The sequence below is a fragment of the Streptomyces scopuliridis RB72 genome, assembly GCF_000718095.1.
GTDB lineage: Bacteria > Actinomycetota > Actinomycetes > Streptomycetales > Streptomycetaceae > Streptomyces > Streptomyces scopuliridis.
In genome coordinates this window covers 292,746-316,877 of sequence record NZ_JOEI01000007.1, presented here as the reverse complement: position 1 = coordinate 316,877, position 24,132 = coordinate 292,746, and the positions used below count along the sequence as shown (strand labels likewise).

Sequence of the window (24,132 nt, the reverse complement as noted above, 5' to 3'; positions counted from 1 at the left end):
GTGGGTGGGCTGGTCAGGCTGACGGCAGGGCGCCGAGCAGGATGCCGGCGGTGAGGACTACATAGGCCGTGAGCGTGACCGTGCCGGTGGCGAGGATGGTCGCGCCCTTGGGCTGGCGTACGAGCTGGTAGGCGATCAGACCCGGGACGATGAAGCCGAGCGTCTGGTTCGCGTACATCAGCGGGAATTCGAGCGAGAGAACGATCATCACAGTGCCCTGGAGGAGCACACCGATCATGACGACCGCGGAGAACAGGCGCTTTCCGTAGAGGATCACGAAGCGCTGGACGAGCAGCGTGGTCGCGTACGTCAGTACGGTCACGCCGACGACCATGGCCGCGCGCTGGAGGTCCTCGACGAGGGTCAGCGCCAGCCAGCCCGGCGTGATCATGCCGCCGGGGGAGAGGTTCGTCGTGAGATAGCAGATCAGGGAGAACATCAGGCCCAGACCGATGCCGATCGCGGCGATCTCGGGGGTGAGGACTGCGGGGATCAACGGGGTTCTCCTGGGTTCTGCGGCGCCACGGAGTGCGAGGGGTTCGGGGAGTGCGGGAGCTGCGGGTACTCGGGGTGGTGCGGCTGCTGGTGGGACGAGGGGTGGTGCTGCGCGGGATCGCCGGAGCCGTACGGGCCGGGCTGCGAGCTGCCCGGCTGCGGGGCCGACTGCGGGGCCGGCGTCTGCTCCTGTGTCGGTTCCGGCATCTGGACCGGTTCGAACAGGCCGCGCTCGCGCGGCGGTCCGGCGGCGGGACGCTGCTGGTAGCGCTGCTCGTACGCCTCCGGGTAGGGCTGGAACGGGTCGAGGCGCGGCGCGTAGCGGACCAGCGCCACCGTCTCGTCATGACGCGGGTGCTCCTGCTGCCCCTGCTGCCCCTGCTGCCCCTGCGAGTTCTGCTGGTTCTGCTGCGGGGCGGTCCCGGGTCGGGCGTCGGCGGAGACGACCGGGATGGCGACGGTGTCCGACACCTGGGCCTGAGCCGGGATCTGCCCCTGGCTCTCTGCCGGGGTGTGAACGGCGGCGGGCGGGTCGGCGGGCCCGTCCTCCGGGTCCGGCGTCTCGTCCGGCGGCAGCTCCGCGAGGTGTTCGAGCAGCAGCTCACCCTGGCCGTGGATATTGCCGATCGCGACCAGTGAGGAGTCGGGCCCGAGCATGCCGAGCAGCTCGCGCATGAACTCCTCGGGGTCGCGCTTGTCGCCGCCCAGGTCGACCGCGCGCGAGCGCCACTCGGCCGGGATCGCGTCGATGGCGCTCTTCGCCGGATGGCCGATGACGAAGACCTTCTCCGGCTGGAGTTCGGGGATGATCTCGCCCATCTGGCCATTGCGCTCGACCCGGTCGGGACGGCAGTTGATGACCACATGGAGCGGACGGTTGATCGCGCCCAGATCGAGCAGCTGGTTGATGTTCATCAGCGTCGACTCGGGGTCGTTCGCCGCGAAGACGTTCGCGAACCGCAGCCGCTTGGCGTCCGGCGTGAGGTAGCGCTCCACGGAGAGGACACCCGGGTCCGGCGGCGCGTCGTACATCCCCTGGAGCGCGGTCTCGCGCTCCACGCCCAGCAGTTCGGCGACCTTCAGCGCGATGGCCACGTTCTCCTTGAACGTGAACCAGCTGAAGCCGCGCAGCTCCTCGTCGGAGACCGTCTCCGGATCCGCGTAGATCAGCTGGCAGTTCCGGGCGTCGGCCTCCTCCTGGAGGATCGCGAACCGGTCCTTCTCCGCGGTGACACAGATGCCGTCCTCCGGCATGGAGCGGGAGAGCGAGCGCGCCACGTCGTCGAGGGTCGGGCCCATCTCGGCGAGATGGTCCTCACGTACGTTGCACAGCACCCCGATCGTGGACCGGATCAGCTTCGACTGGTTGATCTCCTGGAGCGCCGGCATGACGGCCATGCACTCGATCACCAGCGCGTCGGGGTTGTACGCGGCGGCCCGGCGCACGATGCCGATCTGCTCCACCACGTTGGCGATGCCGAACTTGCGGTAGACGGGCTCCTCGGTCGCGTCCGGGTGGATGAACCGGGCCGCCGTACCGGTGGTCTTGGCGACCGTGATCAGCTCGCCGCCGCGCAGCGCGCCCGCGCACAGCCGGGTGATGGACGACTTGCCGCGGATGCCGTTGACCAGCACCCGGGAGGGTATGCGGTTCAGGTTGGTGAAGTGCCGTCGCTGTTCGACGAGTCCGGCGACCAGCAGGATCGCGCTGCACACGAGCAGCACGAAATAGAGGAAGAGCACGGTCGGTCAGATCCTTTCGGCGAGGGCCGACGGCGCGCCTTCGCGCCTGCGCTGCTCCTGGAGCTGCTGGCGGAGCAGTTCCAGGGAGCGTGTGATGGCCCCGACCTCGTCGTGATGGCGCGGGTAGAGGACGGTGCGGCGGTCGCCGTCGGCCAGCGTCTCGGCCTGCCTGGCCAGTTCGCGCAGCGGACGTACGACCACGATGTGCAGCCAGCCCAGACAGGCGGCGGCTGCCGTGACCCCGAGCAGCCCGGCGAGCACCGTACGGTTCTGCGCGCTGTACTCGGGGATGGCGAGGGCGGAGGCGGGCTGCCAGCTGACGACGGTCCAGCCGAGCGACTTCGCGGCGCCGCCGCCGGCGAACGGGGCCGCCGCGGCGATCTGGATGCCGTCACCGTCGCGGAAGAGCACCCCGCTGGGGCGCGGGCTGAGGCCGACCTTCTGGCCGGTGGCCGAGACCAGCGAGTCGAGCCTGCTGGAGGGCAGCTTCTGGAACGCCCGGTAGCCGGTGTTGGCGCCCACGATCCGGCGCTCGGCGTCGACGATCCGTATCTGGCCGAGGCCGGGGCGCTTGAGCAGCGAGTTGAGGAAGTCGACGCGGAACTCGCCGACCACGAGCGCGCCGTCCCGGCCGGGCAGTTCGGCGTATCCGGCGACCTGCGGTTCCTTGGAGTCGGTGCTGAGCACGGCGATCGGGGCGTTGCCCGTGCGCTTGCCGCCGGGGTGCTGCGGGCTGTCGCCCGCCTTGGCGAGGACCGTGCCGTCGGGGGAGAGCACGTACAGCGAGCGGTAGCGCGGGTGCTCGGTCATGGTGCGTTCGAGGACGGTCGCCATGTCCGCGGGCGCGGTCTGGTCACCGATGAGAGTGGCGACGGACAGCAGGTCGGCGTGGCCCTCGTTGAGGGCGCGGCGCACCCGGTCGGTGAGGGTGTCGGTGCGGTCGCGCTGGTCGTTGACGAGCTGCTGCGGTACGACGATGGTGTCACCGGCGCGGTTGAGCAGCAGCATCATCGGGGCGGACCAGATGAGCAGCAGGATCCCGCCGCCGGCGAGCAGGGCGCGGGTGCCGACGCGCCGTCCGCGCCGCCGCTTGGCGTCGTCGTTACCGTCGCTCGTCTCCGCGGGCGTACCGCCGAGCAGTTGCAGCCGCAGCCGCTCCAGCGCGTCCCCGATCCGGCGCGCCTCGCCGAAGCGGGGCACGGTCACCGGCCGGGTGAGATCGCCGCGGCTGAGGCGGCGGCTCTCCAAGAAGAGCCGGATCAGCGGGCGCTGGACCGTACCGAGCAGCAGGGCCACCGCCAGCGCGCCGATCACGAGCAGCGCGGCGGCGGCCACCAGGCCGAACAGCGGGTCGGTCACCCGGCTGGTGTTCTCGGGGACGGTCACCAGGGTGACCACGGACAGCCCGAGGCCGGTCGCGTCGGTGGACCCGCCGGCCTCGGGCGCGGCGAGCGTGGCGTAACCGACGACCGGACGCTCCTGGCTGATGCGGGAGCCGGTCATGGTGCCGCTGACGCCGAAGAACCCGCCGGAGCCCGGCTCCTTGGTGGTGACGGGGTTCGCGGCGGACTTCTCGGCGGCGAGCTTCGCGAAGGTGCGGAGCTGCTTCTTGGTCTCCTTGACCTCGTCCTCGACGGTTTTCGAGGGGATGTCCTCGGCGGCCCGGAGTCCGTCGCTGCTGAGGATCGTGCCGCCCGAGTCGACCACGGCGATCACCCGGAACTTGCCGAGACTGATGCCCGGGACCTTCAGGCTGTTCGAGGTGATCAGGAGCTGCTGCGGCTTCCCTTCCCAGGACAGCAGGGCGAAGGTGAGCAGCCGTGTCTCGCCGTTCTTCAGCCGGACCATCCGGGGCGCGAGACCGTCCTTCTCGGACAGCTTCTCCCGGTCGACCGCGAGGAGCGGGACGTTCTCGCCGCGTGCCGCGAGCAGCTTGCCCGACGTGATCTCGACGATCGCCGAGCCGCGCCACTTCTGGTAGACGTTCCCGAGCTTGTCGAGGACGGTGTCCGCGGAGACCGGGTCGCCCGCGTTGAAGAGCGCCGCGGTCCGGTTCAGGTCGGTGATGGACTCGTCGAGCGACGCCCGCAACGCGATGGCGCCGTCCTCGGCGAAGTGCTGCTGAGAGGTGCGTACGGCCGTGGGCAGGGGCTCGTTGTCCGGCTTGCCGAACCCGAGCGCCGTGAGCCCGGCCAGCGCGAGCAGCAGGGCCGAGAGGACCGCGATCGGCGGGCGTATGCCGCCCAGGAGCGACATGTCGGCCCGTCTGCGGACCTTGTGCCGCCGTTTCGCCGACGAAACGGCCATGGGGTACCTCTCTCAGCGTGGTGCGGGCAGCGCCGGAACGCGCGCGTGCGCGCAGGCGTGAAGTCGAGTGCGTGTGGGCATGAGGGGTAGGGGGGATTTCCCCCACCGCTCCCACGCGTCCCACGCGCGAAATAAGGACCGGTCGCGCCATCGAATGGTTGTGCAAAATCGGACAACAGCGCGTGTGATCTGTATTACAGATGTTACGTACCGGACATGCGGAACCCTCGGCCGACAGACCCCGTCAGGGGGAATCGTGCCGAAGGGACTCCGGTCCGCCAGGCTTTGGGCCGTCAGATCTGCGGCCGAAGACCCCGGCGGACCGAAAAGTCGCCGGACGCAAGCTAGTTGGGCGGCTCCTCAAGAGGTGTCAGGCCGTCCTTCACCGCGCCGCGATTCAGCATGGTGCCTTGTGTACGGTCGAAGGCCAGCCGGTAACGGGCGAGTTGCACCTCGGTGTACTTCTTCCCCTCGTCCGGTGTGCCGCTCTCCGGCTTGCCGTTCTTGAGCGCCCGCGCCACATTCACCAGCCGGTAGTCCGTGACCGCGCCCGTCGGGAGCTTGTCGGGCTGCTCCGGGTCCTCCGGCTCCGGCGGCACATCGACGAACGTCGGCAGGTACTGCGCCTGTACGTCCCACTCGCCGCCGCGCTTGGTGAAGGTGAACCAGCCGATGGCCCCCTCCTCGGACTGGCCGTTCGGCACCTCGTGCCGGGCCATCTGGTTGCCGAGGCCGTAGGCGATCCAGGTGTTGCCGATCTTCTCCATCGGCTGCACGACATGGGCGTGGTGCCCGATCACCAGATTGATGCCGGTCTTCTTCGCGATACGGCGCGCCAGCTCCAGCTGTGAGGTGCTCGGCGCCGACTGGTACTCACGTCCCCAGTGGATGCTGAGGATGACCACGTCCGCACCCGCCTTGCGGGCCCGCTGCTCGGCTTCCTTGATCGCCTTGAAGGACGTCTTGTTGGCCAACCAGGGCTTGTCCGCGGGAACTTCGTTACGGACGAAGCCGAACGCGAAGGAGATCTGCGCCACCTTCACGCCCTTCACGTCCATGATGAGCGGTTTCTCCCATTCGGCCTCGCTCCTGGCCGAGCCCGTGTGCTTGAGACCGGCCGCGTCGAGTGCGTCCAGGGTGCGGCGCACCCCTGCCTCGCCGTGGTCGATCGAGTGGTTCGACGCCGTCGAGCAGGTGTCGTAGCCGATGTCCTTGAGCGTGGTGGTGATCTCCGGCGGGACCTGGAAGTTCGGGAACCCCTCGTAGGGCCCGCCCTTCTTGGCGACCACCGGCTCCATGTGGCAGATCGCCAGATCCGCCTTGCTGATCACCGGCTTCACCCCGGCCATCAGCGGCGCGAAGTCGAGGGTCCCGGCCTTGCCGCCCGTGGCCTTCGCGTCCTTCCTCGCCTGATCCGTCAGCGGGGGATGGATCAGTACGTCACCGGCCGCGGCGACCGTGAACGACGGGCCTCCGCCTCCCTTGGCGTCCGCGCCCCCGTCGCCGGAGCCGAGTACGGAACAGCCCGCGACGGCCGTGGCGAGACAGGTGGCGAGACAGGCTGTCGCGGCGGTGCGGAGGGCCGTACGGGAGACCGTACGGGCAGCGGCGCGTCGCCCGCGGAGGAGAGGGAGGGGTAGCTTCACATAGGTATTTTGAACGTCATATGACACGATCTCCGACCGTGAAGATAACAATCATGGCAAGCCTGCTGGTCGGGGTCTTGATCGCGGCAGCTGTGGTGATCGTCACCCCGGTCCTGGACCGGCACTCCGACGAACCCTCCGCACCCGCCACCGGCACCGACCTCGATCTGGAACGCCGGATCGCGGGATTCGCCGCGGACACCGTGCCCGACGCCGGTTTCCTGCCGCCCAACCGCGTCGAGCGCGAGACCGTCGCCGCCGGGGTCGGACTCTATCTCGACGGCAAGCGCGGTGAGGCCGAACGCAAGCTCGCCGAGGTCGACTTCGGCGTACACATCCTCCGGGACACCGCGAAGGGGCGGCGGTACGCGGAGATCGTCGACCGGGCCCGCGAGGGCGTGCGCGGCTGGGGGCGGGTGTACATCGACCTCGACGCGCCCGCCCACTTCTCGGTGCAGGTGCCGCACCCCGTCGCCGACGCGTACAGCGAGACCCTCGGCGCCGGCGTCCTGCGCGGCGTGCCCGGCGGGGTGCTGGTCGTGGCCGGTGCCCACCGCGCGGCGGGCGAGGGGAACGCCGCGGACGTCGCCCACCGTACGGACACGGTCTTCCACGCGGTCTGCGCGGAACTCGTCGCCCGCGGCCTCCCCGGCATCCAGATCCACGGCTTCGCGGACAAGACGTCCCGGGCGCACGACGCGGTGGTGTCCACGGGCGCGGGCGACGAGGGCCGGCCGCAGGCCGTCACCCTGGCGCGGGCGCTGACGGACGACGGCTTCCGGGTGTGCCGCGCCTGGTCCTCCAAGTGCCCGCTGGCCGGCCGTACGAACAAGCAGGGCCGGCTCGCGGCGGACGACGGAGTCCCCTTCATCCATGTGGAGTTCAGCCGTACGGTGCGGGAGGACGCGGCCCGCGGCCGTCGGGTGGTGGAGGCGATGACGACGGCGGCGGCGGAGTGGAAGGGGGCGGCGCGGGAGGCGCGTGCGGGGGGTTAGCCCGCCGTGGTGGCGTTGCCCGCCGTACCCACCTCACCCACCTCACCCACAGGGAAGGCGATGTCGCAGACCTCGTCCGAGGCCGACGCGGCGTCCCAGTCGGCGAAGTAGATCTCACGGCAGGGCCCGCTGACCGACAGCCCCTGGGCCGCGATCCACTCCTCGACCGCCTCGAACGCGGACAGGATCTGCGGGTGCGCCACCTGGGCCTTGGTAATGCGTACGTACGCCAGGCGCTGCGCCGGTTCGATGCGCAGCGTGGTCGTACGGCCCGTATCCGGACGGCCGCTCGCCGCCGCGTACGCCTCCGCCGCCGCGATGTCCGCGACCGGAACGCACGCCTCCGCGGGCCCGTCGCTGTCCGGGCTCACCGCCGCGTAGTACGCGACGAACGGGATGCCCGAGACGCCTCCACATGCGCCGGCGGCCTTCTCCAGCCGGTCCAGGGCGGCGGGGATCCAGCGTGGCAGTTCGTCGGAGAGCACGTGCTTGCGCTCGGTGAGAACGGCCTGCTCCGGTGTGTCGATGATCTTGACCTCGTACATGTGGGTTCTCCTGCCCGACAGTCGGTCACGGATATGGCCGGCGACCTCGCGCCGTACGGCATGGCGTTCCTCGACCCCGGTCCAGTAGCCCGCCACCTCGTCGGCGGCCCGCTCACCCGGCAGCGCGACCACTTCGGCGATCCTGGCCAGCGGCATGTCGAGCTGCCGCAGCAGCGCGACCAGCCTGGCGCGCTCCACCTGGTCCGGGCGGTACCAGCGATAGCCGGTGACCGCGTCGACCCGCGCGGGAGTGAGCAGACCGAGCCGGTCGTACAGCCGCAGCGCCTTGGGCGAGAGCCGCGACCGCGCCGCGAACTCGCCGATCGTGAGCAGTTCCACGAGGCCCCATCCTCCGTCACCGGACCGCTTTCGGCCCGGTGACCCGACGGTGCGCTCTGACCTTGGGGAAAGGTCAACCAACCAATCGTGAGCTTCTGCTGCCGGAGAGTGGCGGGATCCTCCATCCCTCTCTTCGGAGGGAATCCTCCTCTTCGGAGGGAATCCTCGCCTTTAGGCGGGGAGGAATCGGATCTCAGGGCTGCTCCGATTCGCAGGCTACGACGAGCGTTTTTGCTGCTTGATGTACTGCTTGACGATGCTCAACGGCGCTCACCGCAGGAGCCTGCGAAGTAGGAGCCGGACCAGAATTGGCCGTGCATGATGAAAGCGGTTGATGTGGCCAGTGGCTGGTGAACGCCTGTCGCAGGTATCGAGATGACACGCCTTTGAGCGAGTTGACCAGGGAGGACAGGGCGACCTTCGGCGTGTAGCGCACGAGAAGGTGTACGTGGTCCTCTTCGCCGTTGAACTCGATCAGGTCCGCGCCGAAGTCCGTGCAGACGTTCCGCGTGATCTCTTCGCACCTGGTCAGCATCTCGTCGTTGAAGACTCCGCGCCGGTACTTGGTCACGAAAACCAAGTGGGCGTGAAGGTTGTGGACGACGTGACAGCCCCGGCGGATATCGGCATTTGGTTTCCCAGCGTGGTGACGTACACCAAGCGTAGAATCAACGAACTCGACCAGAATGGGGGTGGGCCGGATGATCCGTGCGTACAAGTTCCTCATGCGGCCCACCGTGGGCCAGGCGATCGTGCTGGGCGAGATGCTGCGCGATCACTGCTCGCTCTACAACGGGGCGTTACAGGAACGCCGCGACGCCTACCGGCACAGTTCGAAGGCGAGCATCAGGTACGGGCAGCAGTCCGCGCAGCTCAAGGACATCCGGGGCTTCGACCCTGAGCGGCAAGGACGTTGGTCGTTCTCCAGTCAGCAGGCGACCTTGCGCCGCCTCGACAAGGCGTTTCAGGCATTCTTCCGGCGCGTGAAGGCCGGGGACAAGCCCGGCTGTCCCCGCTTCCGTGGAGTGAACTGGTTCGACACCGTCGACTTCCCCAAGGACGGCGACGGCTGCCGCTGGGACTCCACCCCGCACGACCCTGTCACCCGTGTGCGTTTCCAAGGCGTCGGCCACGTCAAGGTTAACCAGCACCGGCCGGTGGTCGGCAAGGTCAAGACCGTGTCGGTCAAGCGCGAGGGCCGCAAGTGGTACGTCGTCCTTACCGCTGAGCGGTCCCAGCCCGAGCCGCTGCCCGCGACCGGGTCCGTGGTCGGCATCGACCTCGGCATAGCCTCGTTCCTCACCACCTCCAACGGTGAGCACGTCGCCAATCCCCGCCACGCCCGCAAGGCCGACGCGAAGCTCGCAGCCGCACAGAAGGCACTGAGCCGGTACCCGCGCCGCAAGGCGAAGAACCGCACCAAGAACCACCAGCGGGCCGTGGAACGTGTCGCGGCCCTGCATGGCAAGGTGCGCCGCCGGCGCCTCGACCACGCACACAAGACCGCCAACGGTCTGATCCGCGAGAACGACTTCATCGCGCACGAAGACCTCAAGATCCGCAACATGAGCATGACGCCCGCCCCCAAGCCCGACCCTGACAAGCCGGGGGCGTTTCTGTCCAACAGGGCCGCCGCCAAGGCCGGGCTGAACCGCTCGATCGCTGACGCCGGATGGGGGGTGTTCCTGACGATCCTGCACGCCAAGGCTGAAAGCGCCGGACGGGAAGTGATCGCCGTGGACCCCCGCAACACCTCCCGCGAGTGCCCCGAATGCGGGCACACCGCGAAGGGGAACCGGCTCACGCAGGAAAAGTTCCACTGCGTCTCGTGCGGCCACCAGGCGCACGCCGATGAGGTCGGAGCGACCAATGTTCTACGGGCCGGGCTGGTCCGTCGCAACGCCCGCCAGGCACAGCGAGAAGCCACCCCGTCTACGGGGTGGAGGAGTCACAGTGAGGCGGCATGAGGTGCGAACGGTGCGGGATTGGCCGGGGCGTATCGCTGCCGGGTGTGGTGTGCCCCGTGTGCGACACCGTCGCGGGCGAGCCTGAGCGGTATACGGCCCACACCGGCCGCCGCTCGCGCAAGCGCCTGTCGGTGACGGTGCCAGCGAGGGTGACGGTGGTGGTGGCGCTGGCGCTGGGCTCCCTGGGCGCGACGCTTGCCCTGGTGACCGGCTCGGGAGGCGGCAGCGGGGCGGACGGCGCGGGCGCGCGCGGGGTCCCGACGAGGATCGGCCCACCGGAGCTGCCGGGCCTGGGCGGCGGAGGCTCATCCGCGTCCCCGACCGGCTCCCCGACCGCGACCCAGGACCCCGACGAGACCCCTTCCCCGGGCCCGGACCCCGACCAGTCCCGCTCCCCGGAGCCGGGCTACTCGGCGTGGGCGGGCCCCGGCTGCGCCTCGGGCGAGTACACCGAACACGGCCGCTTCGAGAACGGCGACGCCGCCTGGTACACCGTCACCGACGGCGGCTACAAAGGCGGTTCGTGCGACGGCCGCTTCTCCGCCGTCCCCATGTCGGGCAGCCCCGCCCAGGACCGCGGCTCCACGGCGACCTGGTCCTGGAAGCTGGGCAAGGCATACGAGAAGTGCGCCCTGGCCGTCTACGTCCCCGACAGCGGCCGCCCCGCCGACACAGCGGGCCACCCCACCGTCTACCGCGTCCTCCGCGACCCCACCGACACCTCATCCGCCTACGCCGCCTTCGGCGTCCGCCAGACCGCCCACCGCGGCAGCCTGGTGAGCGTGGGCAGCTACCGGGTCGAGGGCGAGTCCTTCTCGGTCCAACTCCTCGACAGAGGCAGGGACTGGGGAAGCGAAGACCGCTACGGGGCCCACCACGCGGCGGCCCAGATGAACCTCAACTGCACCTGACCCCCGCCCGCCGCCCCAGGTCAGGACTCCTGCCTCGCCGGTGAGTCTCGCGAGTGGCAGGCAAAACGACCCCGGACTGGAGGTCCGGGGTCGAGAAGACCGCCTCTGCGGCCTGAAAGCAGCAGTTCAGCGCATTACTACATGGTGCCCCCGGCAGGATTCGAACCTGCGACACCCGCTTTAGGAGAGCGGTGCTCTATCCCCTGAGCTACGAAGGCGAAGGCGAGGGCTTGTGGAAAACCTTGTCGAAAACCCAGAAGGGAATCCGCGCTCGGTCAGACCAAAGTCCCAGGTCAGACGATTTGCCCCTAGCCTCCTGACCGTTTTGGGAGCGACGGTTGAGCAGGCACAGGGGGTGACCTCCCGACCCCAGACAGGGTAGCGGATTGGGCGACAGAGGGTTGGCCCCGGCCGTGCAGAGGCTCGGTTCTGCAGGCAAGATGGCTCTGACGTGGGCGTTTACTCTCTTCGTCGGGTGTGGGCGGAGGCGCGATGCTCCCGCGCGGGAGTGCCTGACGATGTTGATCAGTCCGTTGCGTGATTGATGGCGGTCTATGGCATGTCCTGTGCCATACGGAGCGGCTGATGGGGCGCAGGCATGTGGGCTGTGGAGGCTTCTCGCTGTGACGACCAGAGTGCCGGGTTCGATCTCGCACCCGGCATGTCCGCCGCGCTGTCAAGGCTGGCAAGCTGGTTCACCGGGAGCGAGCACGAGGAGAGCGGCGAGGAACACTGACACGGCCCAGAACTCGCAGCTGCGGGGCTACCCGTGCGCATGTCCGGCGCGTGGGGGCCGCCCGTTTCCGTGTCGGGCAGCCTGGCCGGAGATGATGATCCCCCCCCCGCCGACCAGCGGTCACACCCGGGACCCTGCGCCGCCGGCCCGGTCACCACACACGCGGCGGGTTCCGGCCCTGTCCAGTCACCATACGCAGGGCAGTTCCACGTCGATCACGGTCGGGCCTCCCGGGGGGCTGGTCACGAGGACAGTTCCATCGAGTGCGGCGACTCGGCGCCGTATGCCCACCAGTCCGGAGCCGGCCTTCTCGTCGGCGCCGCCTCGACCCTCGTCGCGGACCAACACCCGCAGCCCGGTGAGGGTGCGGGCGAGCCACACGTCGGCCCGGTCGGATCCGCTGTGCTTGGCCGCGTTCGTCAGCGCCTCGGCCACGACGAAGTATGCGGCCGCCTCGACTGCCGCCGGGGCACGGGCTCCGCGCAGTGCCCCGTCATCCAGGCCCTGCACCCGTACGGTGACGTCGAGTCCGCTGCTCGCGGCGAGTGCCCGTACGGCTCCGGCGAGACCTCGGTCGGTGAGGATCGGCGGGTGGATGCCGCGTACGACGTGCCGCAGCTCGGTCAGCGCTTCCTGCGCCTGGTCCTGGGCGTCGGCGAGCAGCTTGCGCACGGTCTCCGGGTCGTGGCCGTGCGCGCGTTGCGCCAGGCCGATCCGCATGGACAGTGATACCAACCGTGCTTGCGTACCGTCGTGCAAGTCCCGCTCGATCCGGCGCAGTTCGGCGCCATGTGCGGCGATCGCGCCGGCCCGGGTGGCGGTCAGCTCCTCGACACGCTCGGCGAGCCGCGCCTTTGGCGAGGGCTTGAGCAGGGCGGTCGACCACGCGGCATCGAGGTCCGCGACACGGCTGATCAGCGGCAGCACGACCGCCTCTCGGCGCAGCAGTCCGCACCGCACGCCGTCGACAGGCAGTCCCACCACCCACAGCGGCACCGCCAGCACAGCCAGCAAACCGTAGGCGTAATAGGCGAGCATCCACCGCAGATCGGTGTGCGTGCCGGGGTCGCGGACCGCCGAGCGCAGCCGCTTCCGGAGCGGACCTGTCAGGGGCAGATACGCCTCGGGGATCTCTCTCCCTGTCCACCCCTCCACCTGGCGCCGCTTCGCCCCCGCCATCCGGCGCACCAGCAGCACCGCCTCCGGCAGCAACCCGGCACCGACCAGCAGCAGCGTGCCGGCGGCCACGAACAGCAGCACGGTGACGAACAGGTACGAGAAGAAGCCCAGGGCCGCGGCTCCCGCGAGCTGCACCGTGGCCCGTGCCGCCTGTCGCACTGTTCTTCGCATGCCGACCAGGCTAATTCCCCGCTCCGGGAGCGGGCATTCCGCTCACGGTGTAGCCCGCTACACCATGCGTTCGGGAGTGCACCTCCTCGTTCCGGCGAGCGGGCGGCGGCACCGTTGAACCCAGCTGATCCCAGAGGTTCACAGCTCCCCGTCCGGAAGGAAACCCATGAAGCCGCTCCTCCCGTCGAATCCGGGAACGGATCGTGAGGCGCGACGTGTGGGGCGGACGAGGACCGAACGGGACGACGCAGGCCGGCCCCCGGCCCCTCCCGCACCACTCGCTTCCTTCGCCCGGTTCGTATTGTTCGGCGGCGGCGTGGGGGTAGCCTCCAGCGCCGCCGTTGCCTTGCTTGCCCAGCTGATGCCCTGGGCGGTGGCCAACGCGCTGATCACAGTCGCCTCCACCGTCCTGTGCACGGAGCTCCACGCACGTTTCACCTTTGGGGCCGGGCGGCGGGCCGGATGGCGTCAGCATCTGCTGTCAGCGGGGTCGGCTTCGGCCGCCTACGCGGTGACCACCGTCGCGATGCTCATACTGCACGTGGTGCGGCCGTCGGCTGGGATGCTGAGCGAGCAGGCCGTCTACCTCAGCGCTTCCGGGCTCGCCGGCATAGGACGTTTCCTGGTGCTGCGCCTGTACGTCTTCGCCATCGGCCGGAACCAGGCAACGGGGCGGGCGAAGGGCCCGGCGCCGCTTCAGAAGGCGAACGTGACGATGTCCCCGTCCATCCCGGCTCCGGCGTTGCCGAGGGACCTGCCGCTGCGGAGGACGATGGCGGACAGCAGGAGCTCTTGATGCCGGACCGTCGGGCATCCTGTGGCGACAGGCCACCGGTGCGCGCACCGATCGGCTCGCTCAACGCCCTTACCGGACGTCCGGACCTTCGCGACCATGCTCACTGGGCGCCGGGGCGAGCGGCTCCCCGACTGGCTCCCCGACCGGCCCCACGCTGTCCGCAGGGACGACCTGCCCGAGCTCCACACTTTCGCCGCCGGGATCGACCGTGACCGCGACGCCGTGTTCGTCGGCCTCACCCTGCCCTGGAACTCCGGCGTCGTCGTAGGACACGTCAATCGCATCAAGACGCTCAAGCACCAGATGTTCGGCCGAGCCGGATTCCAGCTTCTTGGCAAAACGGGTCCTGATGTCCTGATCGCCGGCCTCAGCTGAGCGGGCAGGGAACTCGCACTGGTGGCGGGGTGGAGAGCCCTTCGCTGGCTACGCTCGCCTGGGCGGTGAATGTCCTTGAGCCCGGCGGCGAGCAGGGGGTGCTCGCCGCCGGGCTCAAGGTTCTCGCCGTTCCCCGTCCCCACGGGTTCGGCGAGTGCGGGGCCGATACCGCCATGGTGGCCCCGGTCTCAAGGGGTGGCCGCCTACGGGAGGCGGCCACCGGGTTGTGCGGGTCTACCGGCTGAGTACGAGTTCGGGGTTGTCCTGGTCGACCGGTGCCGAAGGGGCGGGATGCTTGCGGGTGATCGCCTCTCCTTCGATGTCGATGCTGGGCAGCACCTTGTCGAGCCAGCGGGGCAGGCGCCAGGCGCGGTCGCCGAGGAGGGCGAGCACGGCGGGCACGATGGCCATCCGGACGACGAAGGCGTCGAAGAGGACGGCGGCGGCCAGGCCGAACCCGATCATCTTGATCATGGATTCGCTGGCGCCGACGAATCCGGCGAAGACCGCCATCATGATCAGCGCGGCGGCGACGACCACGCGGGCGCTGGTGCGGAATCCGGAGACAATCGCCTGCCCGGGCCGGTCACCGTGGACGTATGCCTCGCGGATCCGGGAGACCAGGAAGACCTCGTAGTCCATGGCGAGGCCGAACACGATGCCCACCAGGAAGATCGGCATCATGCTCATGATCGGGCCGGTCTGTTCGACGCCGAGGAGTTCGGCGCCATGGCCGTACTGGAACACCGCGACGACCACACCGAGCGAGGCCAGCACGGACAGCAGGTAGCCCAGGGCAGCCTTCAGCGGCACCAGGAGGGAGCGGAAGACGAAGAGCAGCAGCACGATCGCCAGGCCGACCACGACCACGAGGTAGGGCACCAGCGCGTCCTGGAACTTCTTCGCGACGTCGATGTTCATCGCGGTGCTGCCGGTGACTTCATAGGTGGCCCCGGACTGCTGCTCGATGCCGGAGCGCTCGGCGCGGATGGTCTTCACCAGATCGATCGTCCGAGCGTCCGTGGGGCTGGTGGACGGGGTGGCGGAGAGCACCGCGGCGTCGCCGGCCTCGTTGAACCGCGCCGGGGAGACGGAGACGACTCCGCTGGTGTCCGCGATCCGTTGGCTGATCACGGAGGCGGCCGCCTTGGGGTCGTCGGCGCCCTTGGCGTCCACGACGATGGTCAGCGGACCGTTGAAGCCGGGGCCGAAGCCGTCGGCGAGGGCGTCGTAGGCCCGGCGTTCGGTGGTGGAGGTGGGCTTGGCCTCGTCGCCGGGCATACCGAGTTGGAGGTCGGCGGCAGGCACCGCGAGCGCGCCCAGGCCCACGACGCCGAGCAGGAGCACGGGCAGGGGGTGACGCACCACCAGGCGTGCCCAGCGGCTGCCCGCGTTGTCGGTCTTTGTACGGCGGGGCTTCTTGCCCTTGCGGATGCGGCGTGCGAGCACGGCGTTGGGCCAGAAGCCGAGGAGGGCCGGGACCAGGGTCAGGCAGATGAGGACGGAGACGACGACGGCACCGGCTGCGGTGAGACCCATCTTGGTGAGCATCGGAATGCCCACCACCGACAGTCCGGCCAGCGCGATGACGACGGTCAGGCCGGCGAAGACCACCGCGGACCCGGCGGTGCCCACGGCCATTCCCGCGGCTTCCCTCGGCGCGCGGCCCTTTCCGCGCTCCTCGCGGTAGCGGGAGACGACGAACAGGGCGTAGTCGATGCCGCAGGCCAGGCCCAGCATGGAGGCGAGCGTCCCGCTGGTCAGGGACAGCCCGAACGTGCTGCCCAGGGCGATGATGGCGGTCATGCTGACGGCGACGCCGATGACGGCGGTCAGCAGCGGCAGCCCGGCCGCGGCCATGGACCCGAAGGTGATCAGCAGGACCACCGCCGCGATCGCGATGCCGATCATCTCGGCGGACCCGCCGGCGGCCGGCTGCGTCGCCAGGGCGTCTCCGCCGATCTCGACGGTCAGGCCCGCGTCCCGGGCCTGGTCAACGGCGCGCTCAAGGTGTTCCTTGCCGGCATCGGTCAGGTCGGCGGCAGGGGTCTTGAAGGAAACAGTGGCATAGGCCGTGGTGCCGTCCTCGCTGACCGCCTTCGCCTGGAAGGGGTTCACCGCACCGGCCACCTGCGGGCCGTCGGCGGCCTCGTCGACCAGATCCTCGATCACGGCCTTGTTCTCGGTGGCGGTGACCTTCTCGCCGCTCGGCGCGATGAACACGATGCGGGCGCTCGCTCCGTCGGCCGCCGAGCCCGGGAAGCGCTCCTCCAGGAGATCGAACGCCTTCTGGGACTCGATGCCCGGCATGGCGAAACCGTCATCGGGAGCGGCCGGGGCCTTCGTGGCGGCAAAGCCGACAGCGGCCAGGACGGCTATCCACAGAAAGGTGACGAACCATCGCCACCTGAAGGCGACGCGGCCCACGTGATACAGAAAAGTTGCCATGACGGTGAGAAAGCCTCCACATCGGCGGTGCAAGACAAGGGGGAAGAGAGGCTTCCTTCGTCCGCGTCGTCCGGAGACCGGGACGCGGCGTGCCTCAGTGATCTCTACGATCCCGTCCGGCGGGCTCCGCCACGAGGGACCACTCTCCCGAACCCTGGGTGTAGCCAGCTACACCGCTCACCGGCGGTTCATGGGGTGAGGTCCCTTTCTCAGTGGGGGTGGGGATCAGCTGACGCGACCCCGGAGGTCCGCCGATGTCCGCTCCAGGAACGGATGAAGCCCGTCTGAGAGCGGACATCAGCGGGGGTCCGTCTTGGTGGAGCCGTGCATCCACACCCGGCGATTCTCGGCGTCGAGTCCCGGACGCGGACGTGCCCGATCTCGCCGCTGTGGCCGCCGGCCCAGGGCGGCGGCGGTCTTCGGCAGTCGGCCCTCGTCGCGTACGCGCTCCAGGAACGCGGGCACTTCCTCGTGCACCGGCGCGCCGGGGAACCGCTCGGCCGGTCCGATCCGGGCCAGGGGCGATGAGTTTCGCGCGGCGCGGCGGTCGTTCAATGAGGCGGGGCGTACGTTCCGTCGCATTCGGCCGGACGCCAGGAGGAGAGCGGACATGCTGCTCAGGAACAAGAACGCCGTGATCTACGGCGGCAGCGGGGCCATCGGCGGCGCCGTGGCGCGGACCTTCGCGCGGGAAGGGGCGCGGGTCTTCCTCGCCGCCCGGACCCCCGGGCCGCTGGAGAGCGTCGCCTCGGGGATCAGAGCCGAGGGCGGGGCGGTCGAGACCGCCGTACTGGACGCGCTCGACGAGCGGGCCGTGGACGCGCATGCCGACGATGTGGCCGAGCGGGCGGGCGGTATCGACGTCTCGTTCAATCTGATCGCGCACAACGATGTGCAGGGCACCCCGCTCGCCGAAATGGCGCTCGCGGATTTCGAACGGCCCGTCGTGACCGCCCTGCGGACGAACTTCCTGACCGCGCGCGCCGCCGCGCGCCATATGAAGCCGCGACGTTCCGGTGTGATCCTGGTGTTCGGGGGGTACGGCGATCCCGCTCCCGAATTCAGCCTGGGCGGGCTCCAGGTCGCCTTTCAGGCGCTCGAATCGCTGCGCCGCCAACTGGCCTGTGAGCTGGGGCCGTACGGGATCCGGGCGCTGACGCTCCAGACCGCCGGGATCGCGGAGACGCTCCCCGCGGACTTCGACGGGCGCGAGGCCATCGTCCACGACATCGAGCGGCGCACGATGCTGAAGCGGGCGGCGACGCTGGAGGACGTGGGGAACGTGGCCGCCTTCGCCGCCTCCGACCGCGCCCGCTCCATGACCGCGACCGCGCTCAACATCACCTGTGGGACGCAGGTGGACTGACCGGGCGTGGCGCCAGGGACGCGCCGCTGGGCGGGGGCGGCCCGGGTCGACTCCGTCAAGCCGGTGAAGTAGCGTCGCCCCCGTACTGAGCAAGCGCTTGGAGAGATTCCCGAGGTGCCCGTGTCGCATATCCTCACCGCGCCCGGGGCGCCCTTCGCCGTCGTACGCGCCGAGAACGGCTCGCTCGTCTACGCCGAAGGGCCACGCACCCTGCGCGAGTTCGTCGAGCCGACCTGGACGTTCGGCGATCAGCCGTTCCTGGTGGCGGAGGACCGGACGTATACGTACGGGGAGTTCTTCGCCGCCGCCTCCGCCCTCGCCAACCGGTTCCTCGATACGTACGGGCTGCGCCCCGGCGACCGTGCCGTCATCGCCATGCGCAACCACCCCGAGTGGCAGATCGCCTTCTGGGCCGCGCAGTTGGCGGGACTGATCGCCGTACCCCTCAACGCCTGGTGGACCGAGGAGGAGTTCACGTACGCGCTGGACGACTGCGCGCCGCGCGTGCTGCTCGTGGACGGCGAGCGGCTGCCGCGCGTCAGCCGATGGGCCGAGGGCCGGGGAGGGCGCGAGCGGGTGCGGACCCTCGTCTTCCACCACGACGGCGAGGTCGGCGCCGGCATGGAGCGGTACGAGGAGCTGCCTCCCCCCGATCCCGCCGCCGCGCCCCCCGACGTCGAGGTGCGGCCCGAGGACGACGCCACCATCAGCTATACGTCGGGGACGACCGGGCGGCCCAAGGGCGCCGTCGCCACGCATCTCGCACAGGCGGGCGCGGCTATGAACCCCCGCTTCCAGGCCGCCGCCTCCGCCCTCGGGCGCGGGCAGATCCCCGGCCAGGGGCCCGCGCCCATCACGCTCATGACCTTCCCGTTCTTCCATGTGGCCGCGTTCACCAGCCTCTATTCGGCGATGGCCGTCGGCGGCACGCTCGTCCTGATGCGGAAGTGGGACGCGCGGCGGGCCCTGGAGCTGATCCACGAGCACCGGGTCACGCACTACGCGGGTGTCCCGGCCACCGCGCTCCAGCTCCTGGAGGAGGCGACGGCCGGGAACGACCCGCTGGAGTCCCTCACCATGCTCGCCACCGGCGGCGCCGCCGCGCCGCCCGATCTGGTCGCCCGGCTCACCGCCCGCTACGGGGAGCGCATCGAGGCCCGTAACGGCTACGGCCTGACGGAGACCTCCGGCGGCGTGCTCGCCAACTTCGGCGCCGACTACCGGCGGTTCCCGGCGAGCGTGGGACGTCCGACGCCCGTCACCGAACTGCGGATCGCTGATCCGGCCGGCCAGACCCTGCCCGAGGGGGAGGTGGGGGAGCTGTTGCTGCGCGGCCAGTCGCTCGTACGCGGCTACTGGCGGGACGAGGCGGCGAGCGCGCAGGCGTTCTCCCGCGACGGCTGGTTCAGGACCGGTGACCTCGCGGTCGTACGGGACGACGGGCGCGTCAGCGTCGTGGACCGGATCAAGGACATGATCGTCCGCGGTGGCGAGAACGTGTACTGCGTCGAGGTCGAGGACGTACTCCACGCCCACCCGGACGTCATCGACGCCGCCGTGCTCGGCGTCCCCCATCCCGTGCTGGGCGAGGAGGTCGCGGCGGTGGTGCGGGTCAGGCCGGGGGCCGGGACGGACGCCGGGGAGCTGCGGGCTCATGTCGGGCGTCGTCTCGCCGCGTTCAAGGTGCCGGCCCATGTGCTCGTACAGGAGGAGCCGCTGCCGCGTAACCCGACCGGCAAGATCCTCAAACGTGAGCTGCGGGATCCCGTGGCGGAGCACATCCGCGCGCGGGAGGAATGACGGGAAGGAAAACAAGGGCGTGCGCGGGGGCGCTCAGGAACGTCTCACCCTGATCGTGAAACTTCCGTCCTGCTCCTGCGTCAGCACCGAGATCCTGATCCCGTTCTCCAGGTCGGTGAAGGTCTGCCCCGGCCGGTACGGCGCGTCCGACAGCTCCGCGTGCACGTTGGGCCTGCGCGTACAGCCACCGCTGTTCGGCTTGCTGTCCGCGACGGTGATCGGGCCGCGCCCCGTGTCGACCCCGGAGTCCACGCGGTAGATCAGGACGCCCGGCTCGCAGACCGCCTCGTCATTGCCCTCGCGCGTCCGTACCTCCACCGCGTACCCCGACTCCTTGGAGATCGGTACGAACGCCAGCTTCGGCCCGCCCGTGGTAGCCAGTGGACCGAGCACATGGTCGCTGCTGCCCGCACGGGACGCGCAGCGGATCTGTTCGTCGTCGAGCCAGCCGAGCTTCCACTTGTGCCAGCCCAGCAGATCGTTGTTGGCGCCCCAGTCCTCGGACATGATGTCCCAGTGGCCGACCGAGCCGCCGCCGTCCACGGTGTAGAGATCCGGCAGTCCGAAGACATGGCCGTTCTCGTGCGGGAGCACGCGGTAGCCGGTGTCGGCGTACGACCCCGAGCCGTCGTCCTGGCGGCTGTAGACGAAGGACGTGTTGGAGAGCGGGGCGCCGTCGGCCTGCGGGGCGTCCGGGTTGCCCGAGAAGGTGACGGACAGGACGGTGTCCAGCGCCGAGGGGCCGGCGTTGGGCGTGACCAACACGTTGACCAGGTCGTACGACCTGAAGTCCACCTCCGGGTCGGTGACAGCCACGATGTCGTCGACCAGCTTTCGGTAGCCCGGCTCGTACGGTGACCCGCGCCCGATCCCGTACTCCGCGAAGGGCAGCGGCATCCGCACCCAGTCCCGCAGCGGGGCCTCGGGGCGGTAGTCGAGCCGTCCGTACGAACTGGTCCTGAACCACTGCGACGTCTTCGGGAAGAACTCGGAGAGCCGGTCGAGCGCCTTTCCCGGGCCCGGTGCGTCCGGGAAGTCGATCATGAGGTTGAGGGCGCGGATCTTGCCCGTGGAGCGGGAGTAGCCGGCCGGGGTGGGCAGGCCCTCCGACATCTGTACGGCGGGGTTCGGGGCGATACGGCACGGGCCGAGGGGGGAGTCCACGGCCAGTCCCGGGCCCCCCGAGGTGGGGGCGGTGGCGTGGAGAGTCGAACTCGCCGTGGTCAGGGCGGCGAGGGTGAGCGCTGTGAGGCCGGCGAGGGCGGTGAGCCGGCGGGGGCCCTTGGCCCGGGCGGCGATGCCGCTGATGCGTCCGGGGCCGGTGCCGGGGCCGGTCGTACTGTCTGCGTCTCCGGCGCATCCGGCGCCCCCGGTACTTCCGGTGCTCCGGGTTCCGTTGGTGTCTTCCGTGTTTTCCGTCTGTTCCGTGGCTCCTGTGGCTCCGGCACTCCCGCCGGCTCCGCGTATCCGACGCCTCTGCTGCATGCGGTCGCCCTTAAGGTCCGCGGCAGTCGGCCGTCCTGACTGCGCTGTTCGATCACCCTGCGTCGGTCGGCGTGTCGGCGCTCGCTGGGTGCGCCGATCGTGGGTTTCCGCCACCGAATGGAGCAGGGTGACCCAGCTCACATGTTTGAGCGAAATAACCGGGGATGGCTTCCCCGTTTGCACGTGTGTCTCTGGGAAACGGGGAAGCGATCCCCGCTTGCGACCCACGAAGTGCTACGACCGAGGACCGAGGGAAGGGTTCGACGTGACCGCCACCGCAGCTGAAGCCCCAGCGCGCCGAGTACCCCGTCCGCGCGCGGACGCTCTGCGCAACCGGGAGCGGATCGTGGCGGCGGCCCGTGAGATGTTCGTAGAGTACGGGCCCGACGCCCCGCTCGACGAGATCGCCCGTCGTGCCGGCATCGGCAATGCCACGCTCTACCGGCACTTCGCCGACCGGTACGCCCTCGTTCACGCCGTAGTGCGCTCCGTCATGGAGAGTGTCGCCGACCAGGCGGACCGTATCGCCGCTGAAGAGTCCGACCCGTTCATCGCGCTGCGCCGCTTCGTGCATGCCGCTGCCGACGAACGAGTGGGTGCGCTCTGCCCGATGCTGTCCGCCGCGTTCGACAGGGAACGTCCCGATCTGGACGCTCAGCGTGTGCGTCTGGAGACGGTCGTCGAAGGGCTCATGGAGCGGGCGCGTCAGGCGGGGCGGCTGCGTACGGATGTCGCCGTCGGCGATCTGATGGTCGCGCTGTCCCAGCTCACCCGCCCACTGCCCGGCACCGGCTGCCTGAGTATGGACCGGTTCACCCACCGGCACATCCAGCTGTTCCTCGACGGCCTGGAAGCACCCGCCAGGTCCGAACTGGCCGGCTCCGCCGCGACTCTGGAGGATCTGCGCCGCGCCGCTCCGTGACGCGCCCTTGAACCAACGCACCTGCCAGGCCCGCGAACCCCGGCGGCCAGGCCCCCACAGTCCCAGTAGCCCATCCCTGTACCAGTGGCCCACACCGTGGCCGCGGTGGCTCCGGCATCTCCAGTGACTCCGGCGGCTCCAGTGGCCCGCTCAGCTCAGAGGCCCGCCGGCCCGTGCCCGCGGCCAGCGGCTCGCGCCCCAGTGGCAGTGGCCGCACCAAAGACTTTGTCGACCCCATGACTTCGTAAGTCACGCAGCGTCGCATGCGCTTACGTACGTTTTCGCCTTTACGCACCCTTAGGTGGATACCTCCATGTCAAAAACAGCCGAAACACGGCGCCCTGATCCGGGTGCCACGGCCGCCGACCCCAGCCGCTGGAAAGCGCTGGTGTTCATCGCCCTCGCGCAGCTGATGGTCGTCCTCGACGCGACGATCGTGAATATCGCGCTGCCCTCCGCCCAGCAGGACCTGGGGATATCGGACGGCAACAAGCAGTGGGTCATCACGGCCTACGCCCTCGCCTTCGGCGGTCTGCTCCTCTTCGGCGGACGCATCGCCGACCTGTGGGGCCGTAAGCGCACGTTCGTCACCGGCCTCATCGGTTTCGCCGCCGCGTCCGCCATCGGCGGCGCGGCCACCAGCGAGGGGCTGCTGCTCGGCGCCCGCGCACTCCAGGGTGTCTTCGGCGCGCTGCTCGCGCCCGCCGCTCTCTCGCTGCTCGCCGTGACCTTCACCGATGCCAAGGAGCGGGCCAAGGCCTTCGGCATCTTCGGTGCGATCGCCGGTGGCGGTGGCGCCGTGGGTCTGATCCTCGGTGGATTCCTCACCGAGTACCTGGACTGGCGCTGGACGTTCTTCGTCAACATCCCGTTCGCGATCGTGGCCGCGCTGGGCGCGTACTTCGTGATCCGCGAGCCCGCGGGCGGCCGCAACCGCTCCGCCCTGGACATCCCCGGTGTCGTCCTCTCCACGCTGGGCCTGGTCTCGCTGGTGTACGGCTTCACCCGCGCCGAGTCCAACGGCTGGGGCGACTCGACGACGATCGGGCTCTTCGTCGCCGCCGCGGTCCTGCTGGTGACGTTCGTGGCCGTCGAGTCGAGGGTCAAGGCTCCGCTGCTGCCGCTGCGCGTGGTGACCAACCGCAACCGCGCCGGTGTCTATCTCTCGCTGGGCCTCGCCATCATCGGCATGTTCGGTCTGTTCCTCTTCCTGACGTACTACCTCCAGGTGGTCGAGGGGTACTCGCCGGTCAAGACGGGCTTCGCCTTCATGCCGATGATCGTGGGCATGATCACGGGCTCGACCCAGATCGGTGCCCGGCTGATGACCCGGGTGGCGCCCCGGTATCTGATGGGCCCCGGCTTCCTGGTCGCCTCCGTCGGCATGCTCCTGCTGACCCAGCTGGAGATCGGCTCCTCGTACACCGGCCTGATCCTGCCGGCGGAGCTGCTGCTCGGCCTCGGTATGGGTACGGCGTTCATGCCGGCCATGTCGCTCGCCACGCACGGCATCGAGCCGCGTGACGCGGGTGTCGCCTCGGCGATGGTGAACACCTCGCAGCAGGTGGGCGGCGCGATCGGTACGGCGCTGCTGAACACGATCGCGGCCTCGGCCACGACCGCGTACGTCGCCTCCCACGCGGCGACGGCCACCAACGCGCAGCTGCTGGAGCTCCAGGCCCTGGTGGCCGGCTTCTCCAGCGCGATCTGGTGGGCGGTCGGCATCCTGCTGGTCGCCGCGGCGATCGCCGTGACCCTCATCAACACGGGCCGTCCCGGTGCTTCGCCGGTCGCCTCGGGTGCCGAGGGCGCGGAGGACGAGATCAAGATGCCGGTCGCGATGCACTGACAGGTGGCGATGCGCCGACAGCGCACTGAGGTCGCTGTCCCACGGCACGCCACGGTA

At 70.0% G+C, this 24,132-nt stretch carries 17 protein-coding genes, 1 tRNA gene and 2 pseudogenes; 9 read left to right on the top strand and 11 right to left on the bottom strand.

The window, feature by feature from the left end; genetic code table 11:
* Positions 1-13 precede the first annotated feature (13 nt).
* The 4 genes from IF11_RS0110480 to IF11_RS0110465 form a co-directional block, all read right to left on the bottom strand.
* Positions 14-496, bottom strand: a complete 483-nt coding sequence (locus IF11_RS0110480; protein ID WP_030351234.1) for a poly-gamma-glutamate biosynthesis protein PgsC/CapC — start codon at positions 494-496, stop codon at positions 14-16.
* Complete coding sequence (pgsB, locus tag IF11_RS0110475; protein ID WP_030351233.1) at positions 493-2,238, bottom strand: poly-gamma-glutamate synthase PgsB; 1,746 nt, start codon at positions 2,236-2,238, stop codon at positions 493-495. Before pgsB ends, IF11_RS0110480 begins: the two co-directional genes overlap by 4 nt.
* 6 nt (positions 2,239-2,244) lie before the next feature.
* The gene (locus tag IF11_RS0110470) at positions 2,245-4,545 is read right to left on the bottom strand and encodes a HAMP domain-containing protein (RefSeq protein ID WP_030351232.1); all 2,301 of its coding nucleotides are present in this window, start codon (positions 4,543-4,545) and stop codon (positions 2,245-2,247) included.
* Positions 4,546-4,889: 344 nt separating this feature from the next.
* Positions 4,890-6,191, bottom strand: a complete 1,302-nt coding sequence (locus tag IF11_RS0110465; RefSeq protein WP_078490599.1) for a CapA family protein — start codon at positions 6,189-6,191, stop codon at positions 4,890-4,892.
* A 53-nt stretch (positions 6,192-6,244) separates the two neighbouring features.
* On the opposite strand from IF11_RS0110465, the gene IF11_RS0110460 reads away from it, so the two are divergent.
* On the top strand, positions 6,245-7,186 hold the full coding sequence (locus IF11_RS0110460; RefSeq protein ID WP_106979141.1) for a hypothetical protein: 942 nt from the start codon (positions 6,245-6,247) through the stop codon (positions 7,184-7,186).
* Here the strand turns inward: IF11_RS0110460 and IF11_RS0110455 are convergent.
* Both IF11_RS0110455 and tnpA read right to left on the bottom strand, forming a co-directional pair.
* Positions 7,183-8,070 carry a MerR family transcriptional regulator gene (locus IF11_RS0110455; RefSeq protein WP_051745754.1) on the bottom strand — a complete coding sequence of 296 codons (888 nt, stop codon included), beginning with the start codon at positions 8,068-8,070 and terminating at the stop codon, positions 7,183-7,185. The two genes, IF11_RS0110460 and IF11_RS0110455, sit on opposite strands and share 4 nt — an antisense overlap.
* Before the next feature lie 216 nt (positions 8,071-8,286).
* Positions 8,287-8,695 (bottom strand): annotated as a pseudogene (tnpA, locus tag IF11_RS38715) (IS200/IS605 family transposase); the annotation flags it as partial.
* 76 nt (positions 8,696-8,771) lie between these two features.
* Between tnpA and IF11_RS0110450 the strand changes: the two are divergent.
* Together IF11_RS0110450 and IF11_RS42700 are read left to right on the top strand one after the other, a co-directional pair.
* Positions 8,772-10,037 carry an RNA-guided endonuclease InsQ/TnpB family protein gene (locus IF11_RS0110450; protein WP_051745782.1) on the top strand — a complete coding sequence of 422 codons (1,266 nt, stop codon included), beginning with the start codon at positions 8,772-8,774 and terminating at the stop codon, positions 10,035-10,037.
* Between the two features lie 56 nt (positions 10,038-10,093).
* The gene (locus tag IF11_RS42700) at positions 10,094-10,948 is read left to right on the top strand and encodes an adhesin (protein ID WP_276311260.1); all 855 of its coding nucleotides are present in this window, start codon (positions 10,094-10,096) and stop codon (positions 10,946-10,948) included.
* Between the two features lie 142 nt (positions 10,949-11,090).
* Here IF11_RS42700 and IF11_RS0110440 read toward each other — a convergent pair.
* Positions 11,091-11,166: transfer RNA gene (locus IF11_RS0110440), tRNA-Arg, on the bottom strand.
* A 704-nt stretch (positions 11,167-11,870) separates the two neighbouring features.
* Complete coding sequence (locus tag IF11_RS0110430; RefSeq protein WP_030351226.1) at positions 11,871-13,034, bottom strand: sensor histidine kinase; 1,164 nt, start codon at positions 13,032-13,034, stop codon at positions 11,871-11,873.
* Between the two features lie 316 nt (positions 13,035-13,350).
* Here IF11_RS0110430 and IF11_RS36525 point away from each other — a divergent pair, with 316 nt between their 5' ends.
* Positions 13,351-13,830, top strand: a complete 480-nt coding sequence (locus tag IF11_RS36525; RefSeq protein WP_420894565.1) for a GtrA domain-containing protein — start codon at positions 13,351-13,353, stop codon at positions 13,828-13,830.
* Between the two features lie 78 nt (positions 13,831-13,908).
* Positions 13,909-14,205 (top strand): annotated as a pseudogene (locus IF11_RS43150) (hypothetical protein); the annotation flags it as partial.
* A 234-nt stretch (positions 14,206-14,439) separates the two neighbouring features.
* Here IF11_RS43150 and IF11_RS0110410 read toward each other — a convergent pair.
* Together IF11_RS0110410 and IF11_RS0110405 are read right to left on the bottom strand one after the other, a co-directional pair.
* The gene (locus IF11_RS0110410) at positions 14,440-16,653 is read right to left on the bottom strand and encodes an MMPL family transporter (RefSeq protein WP_030351222.1); all 2,214 of its coding nucleotides are present in this window, start codon (positions 16,651-16,653) and stop codon (positions 14,440-14,442) included.
* Between the two features lie 297 nt (positions 16,654-16,950).
* Complete coding sequence (locus IF11_RS0110405; RefSeq protein WP_133243201.1) at positions 16,951-17,265, bottom strand: hypothetical protein; 315 nt, start codon at positions 17,263-17,265, stop codon at positions 16,951-16,953.
* Between IF11_RS0110405 and IF11_RS0110400 the strand changes: the two genes are divergently transcribed.
* Positions 17,264-18,019, top strand: a complete 756-nt coding sequence (locus tag IF11_RS0110400) for an SDR family NAD(P)-dependent oxidoreductase (protein WP_030351220.1) — start codon at positions 17,264-17,266, stop codon at positions 18,017-18,019. The genes IF11_RS0110405 and IF11_RS0110400 overlap by 2 nt on opposite strands.
* Positions 18,020-18,133: 114 nt before the next feature.
* Positions 18,134-19,819 carry a class I adenylate-forming enzyme family protein gene (locus tag IF11_RS0110395; protein ID WP_240627551.1) on the top strand — a complete coding sequence of 562 codons (1,686 nt, stop codon included), beginning with the start codon at positions 18,134-18,136 and terminating at the stop codon, positions 19,817-19,819.
* Positions 19,820-19,852: 33 nt separating this feature from the next.
* Here the strand turns inward: IF11_RS0110395 and IF11_RS0110390 are convergent, their stop codons facing one another.
* On the bottom strand, positions 19,853-21,304 hold the full coding sequence (locus IF11_RS0110390; RefSeq protein WP_106979140.1) for a M6 family metalloprotease domain-containing protein: 1,452 nt from the start codon (positions 21,302-21,304) through the stop codon (positions 19,853-19,855).
* A gap of 265 nt (positions 21,305-21,569) precedes the next feature.
* Here IF11_RS0110390 and IF11_RS0110385 point away from each other — a divergent pair, with 265 nt between their 5' ends.
* Both IF11_RS0110385 and IF11_RS0110380 read left to right on the top strand, forming a co-directional pair.
* Positions 21,570-22,226 carry a TetR/AcrR family transcriptional regulator gene (locus tag IF11_RS0110385; RefSeq protein ID WP_030351217.1) on the top strand — a complete coding sequence of 219 codons (657 nt, stop codon included), beginning with the start codon at positions 21,570-21,572 and terminating at the stop codon, positions 22,224-22,226.
* A gap of 313 nt (positions 22,227-22,539) precedes the next feature.
* A complete protein-coding gene (locus IF11_RS0110380) occupies positions 22,540-24,075 on the top strand; it encodes an MFS transporter (RefSeq protein ID WP_030351216.1) in 1,536 nt (511 codons plus the stop codon).
* Positions 24,076-24,132: the final 57 nt, after the last annotated feature.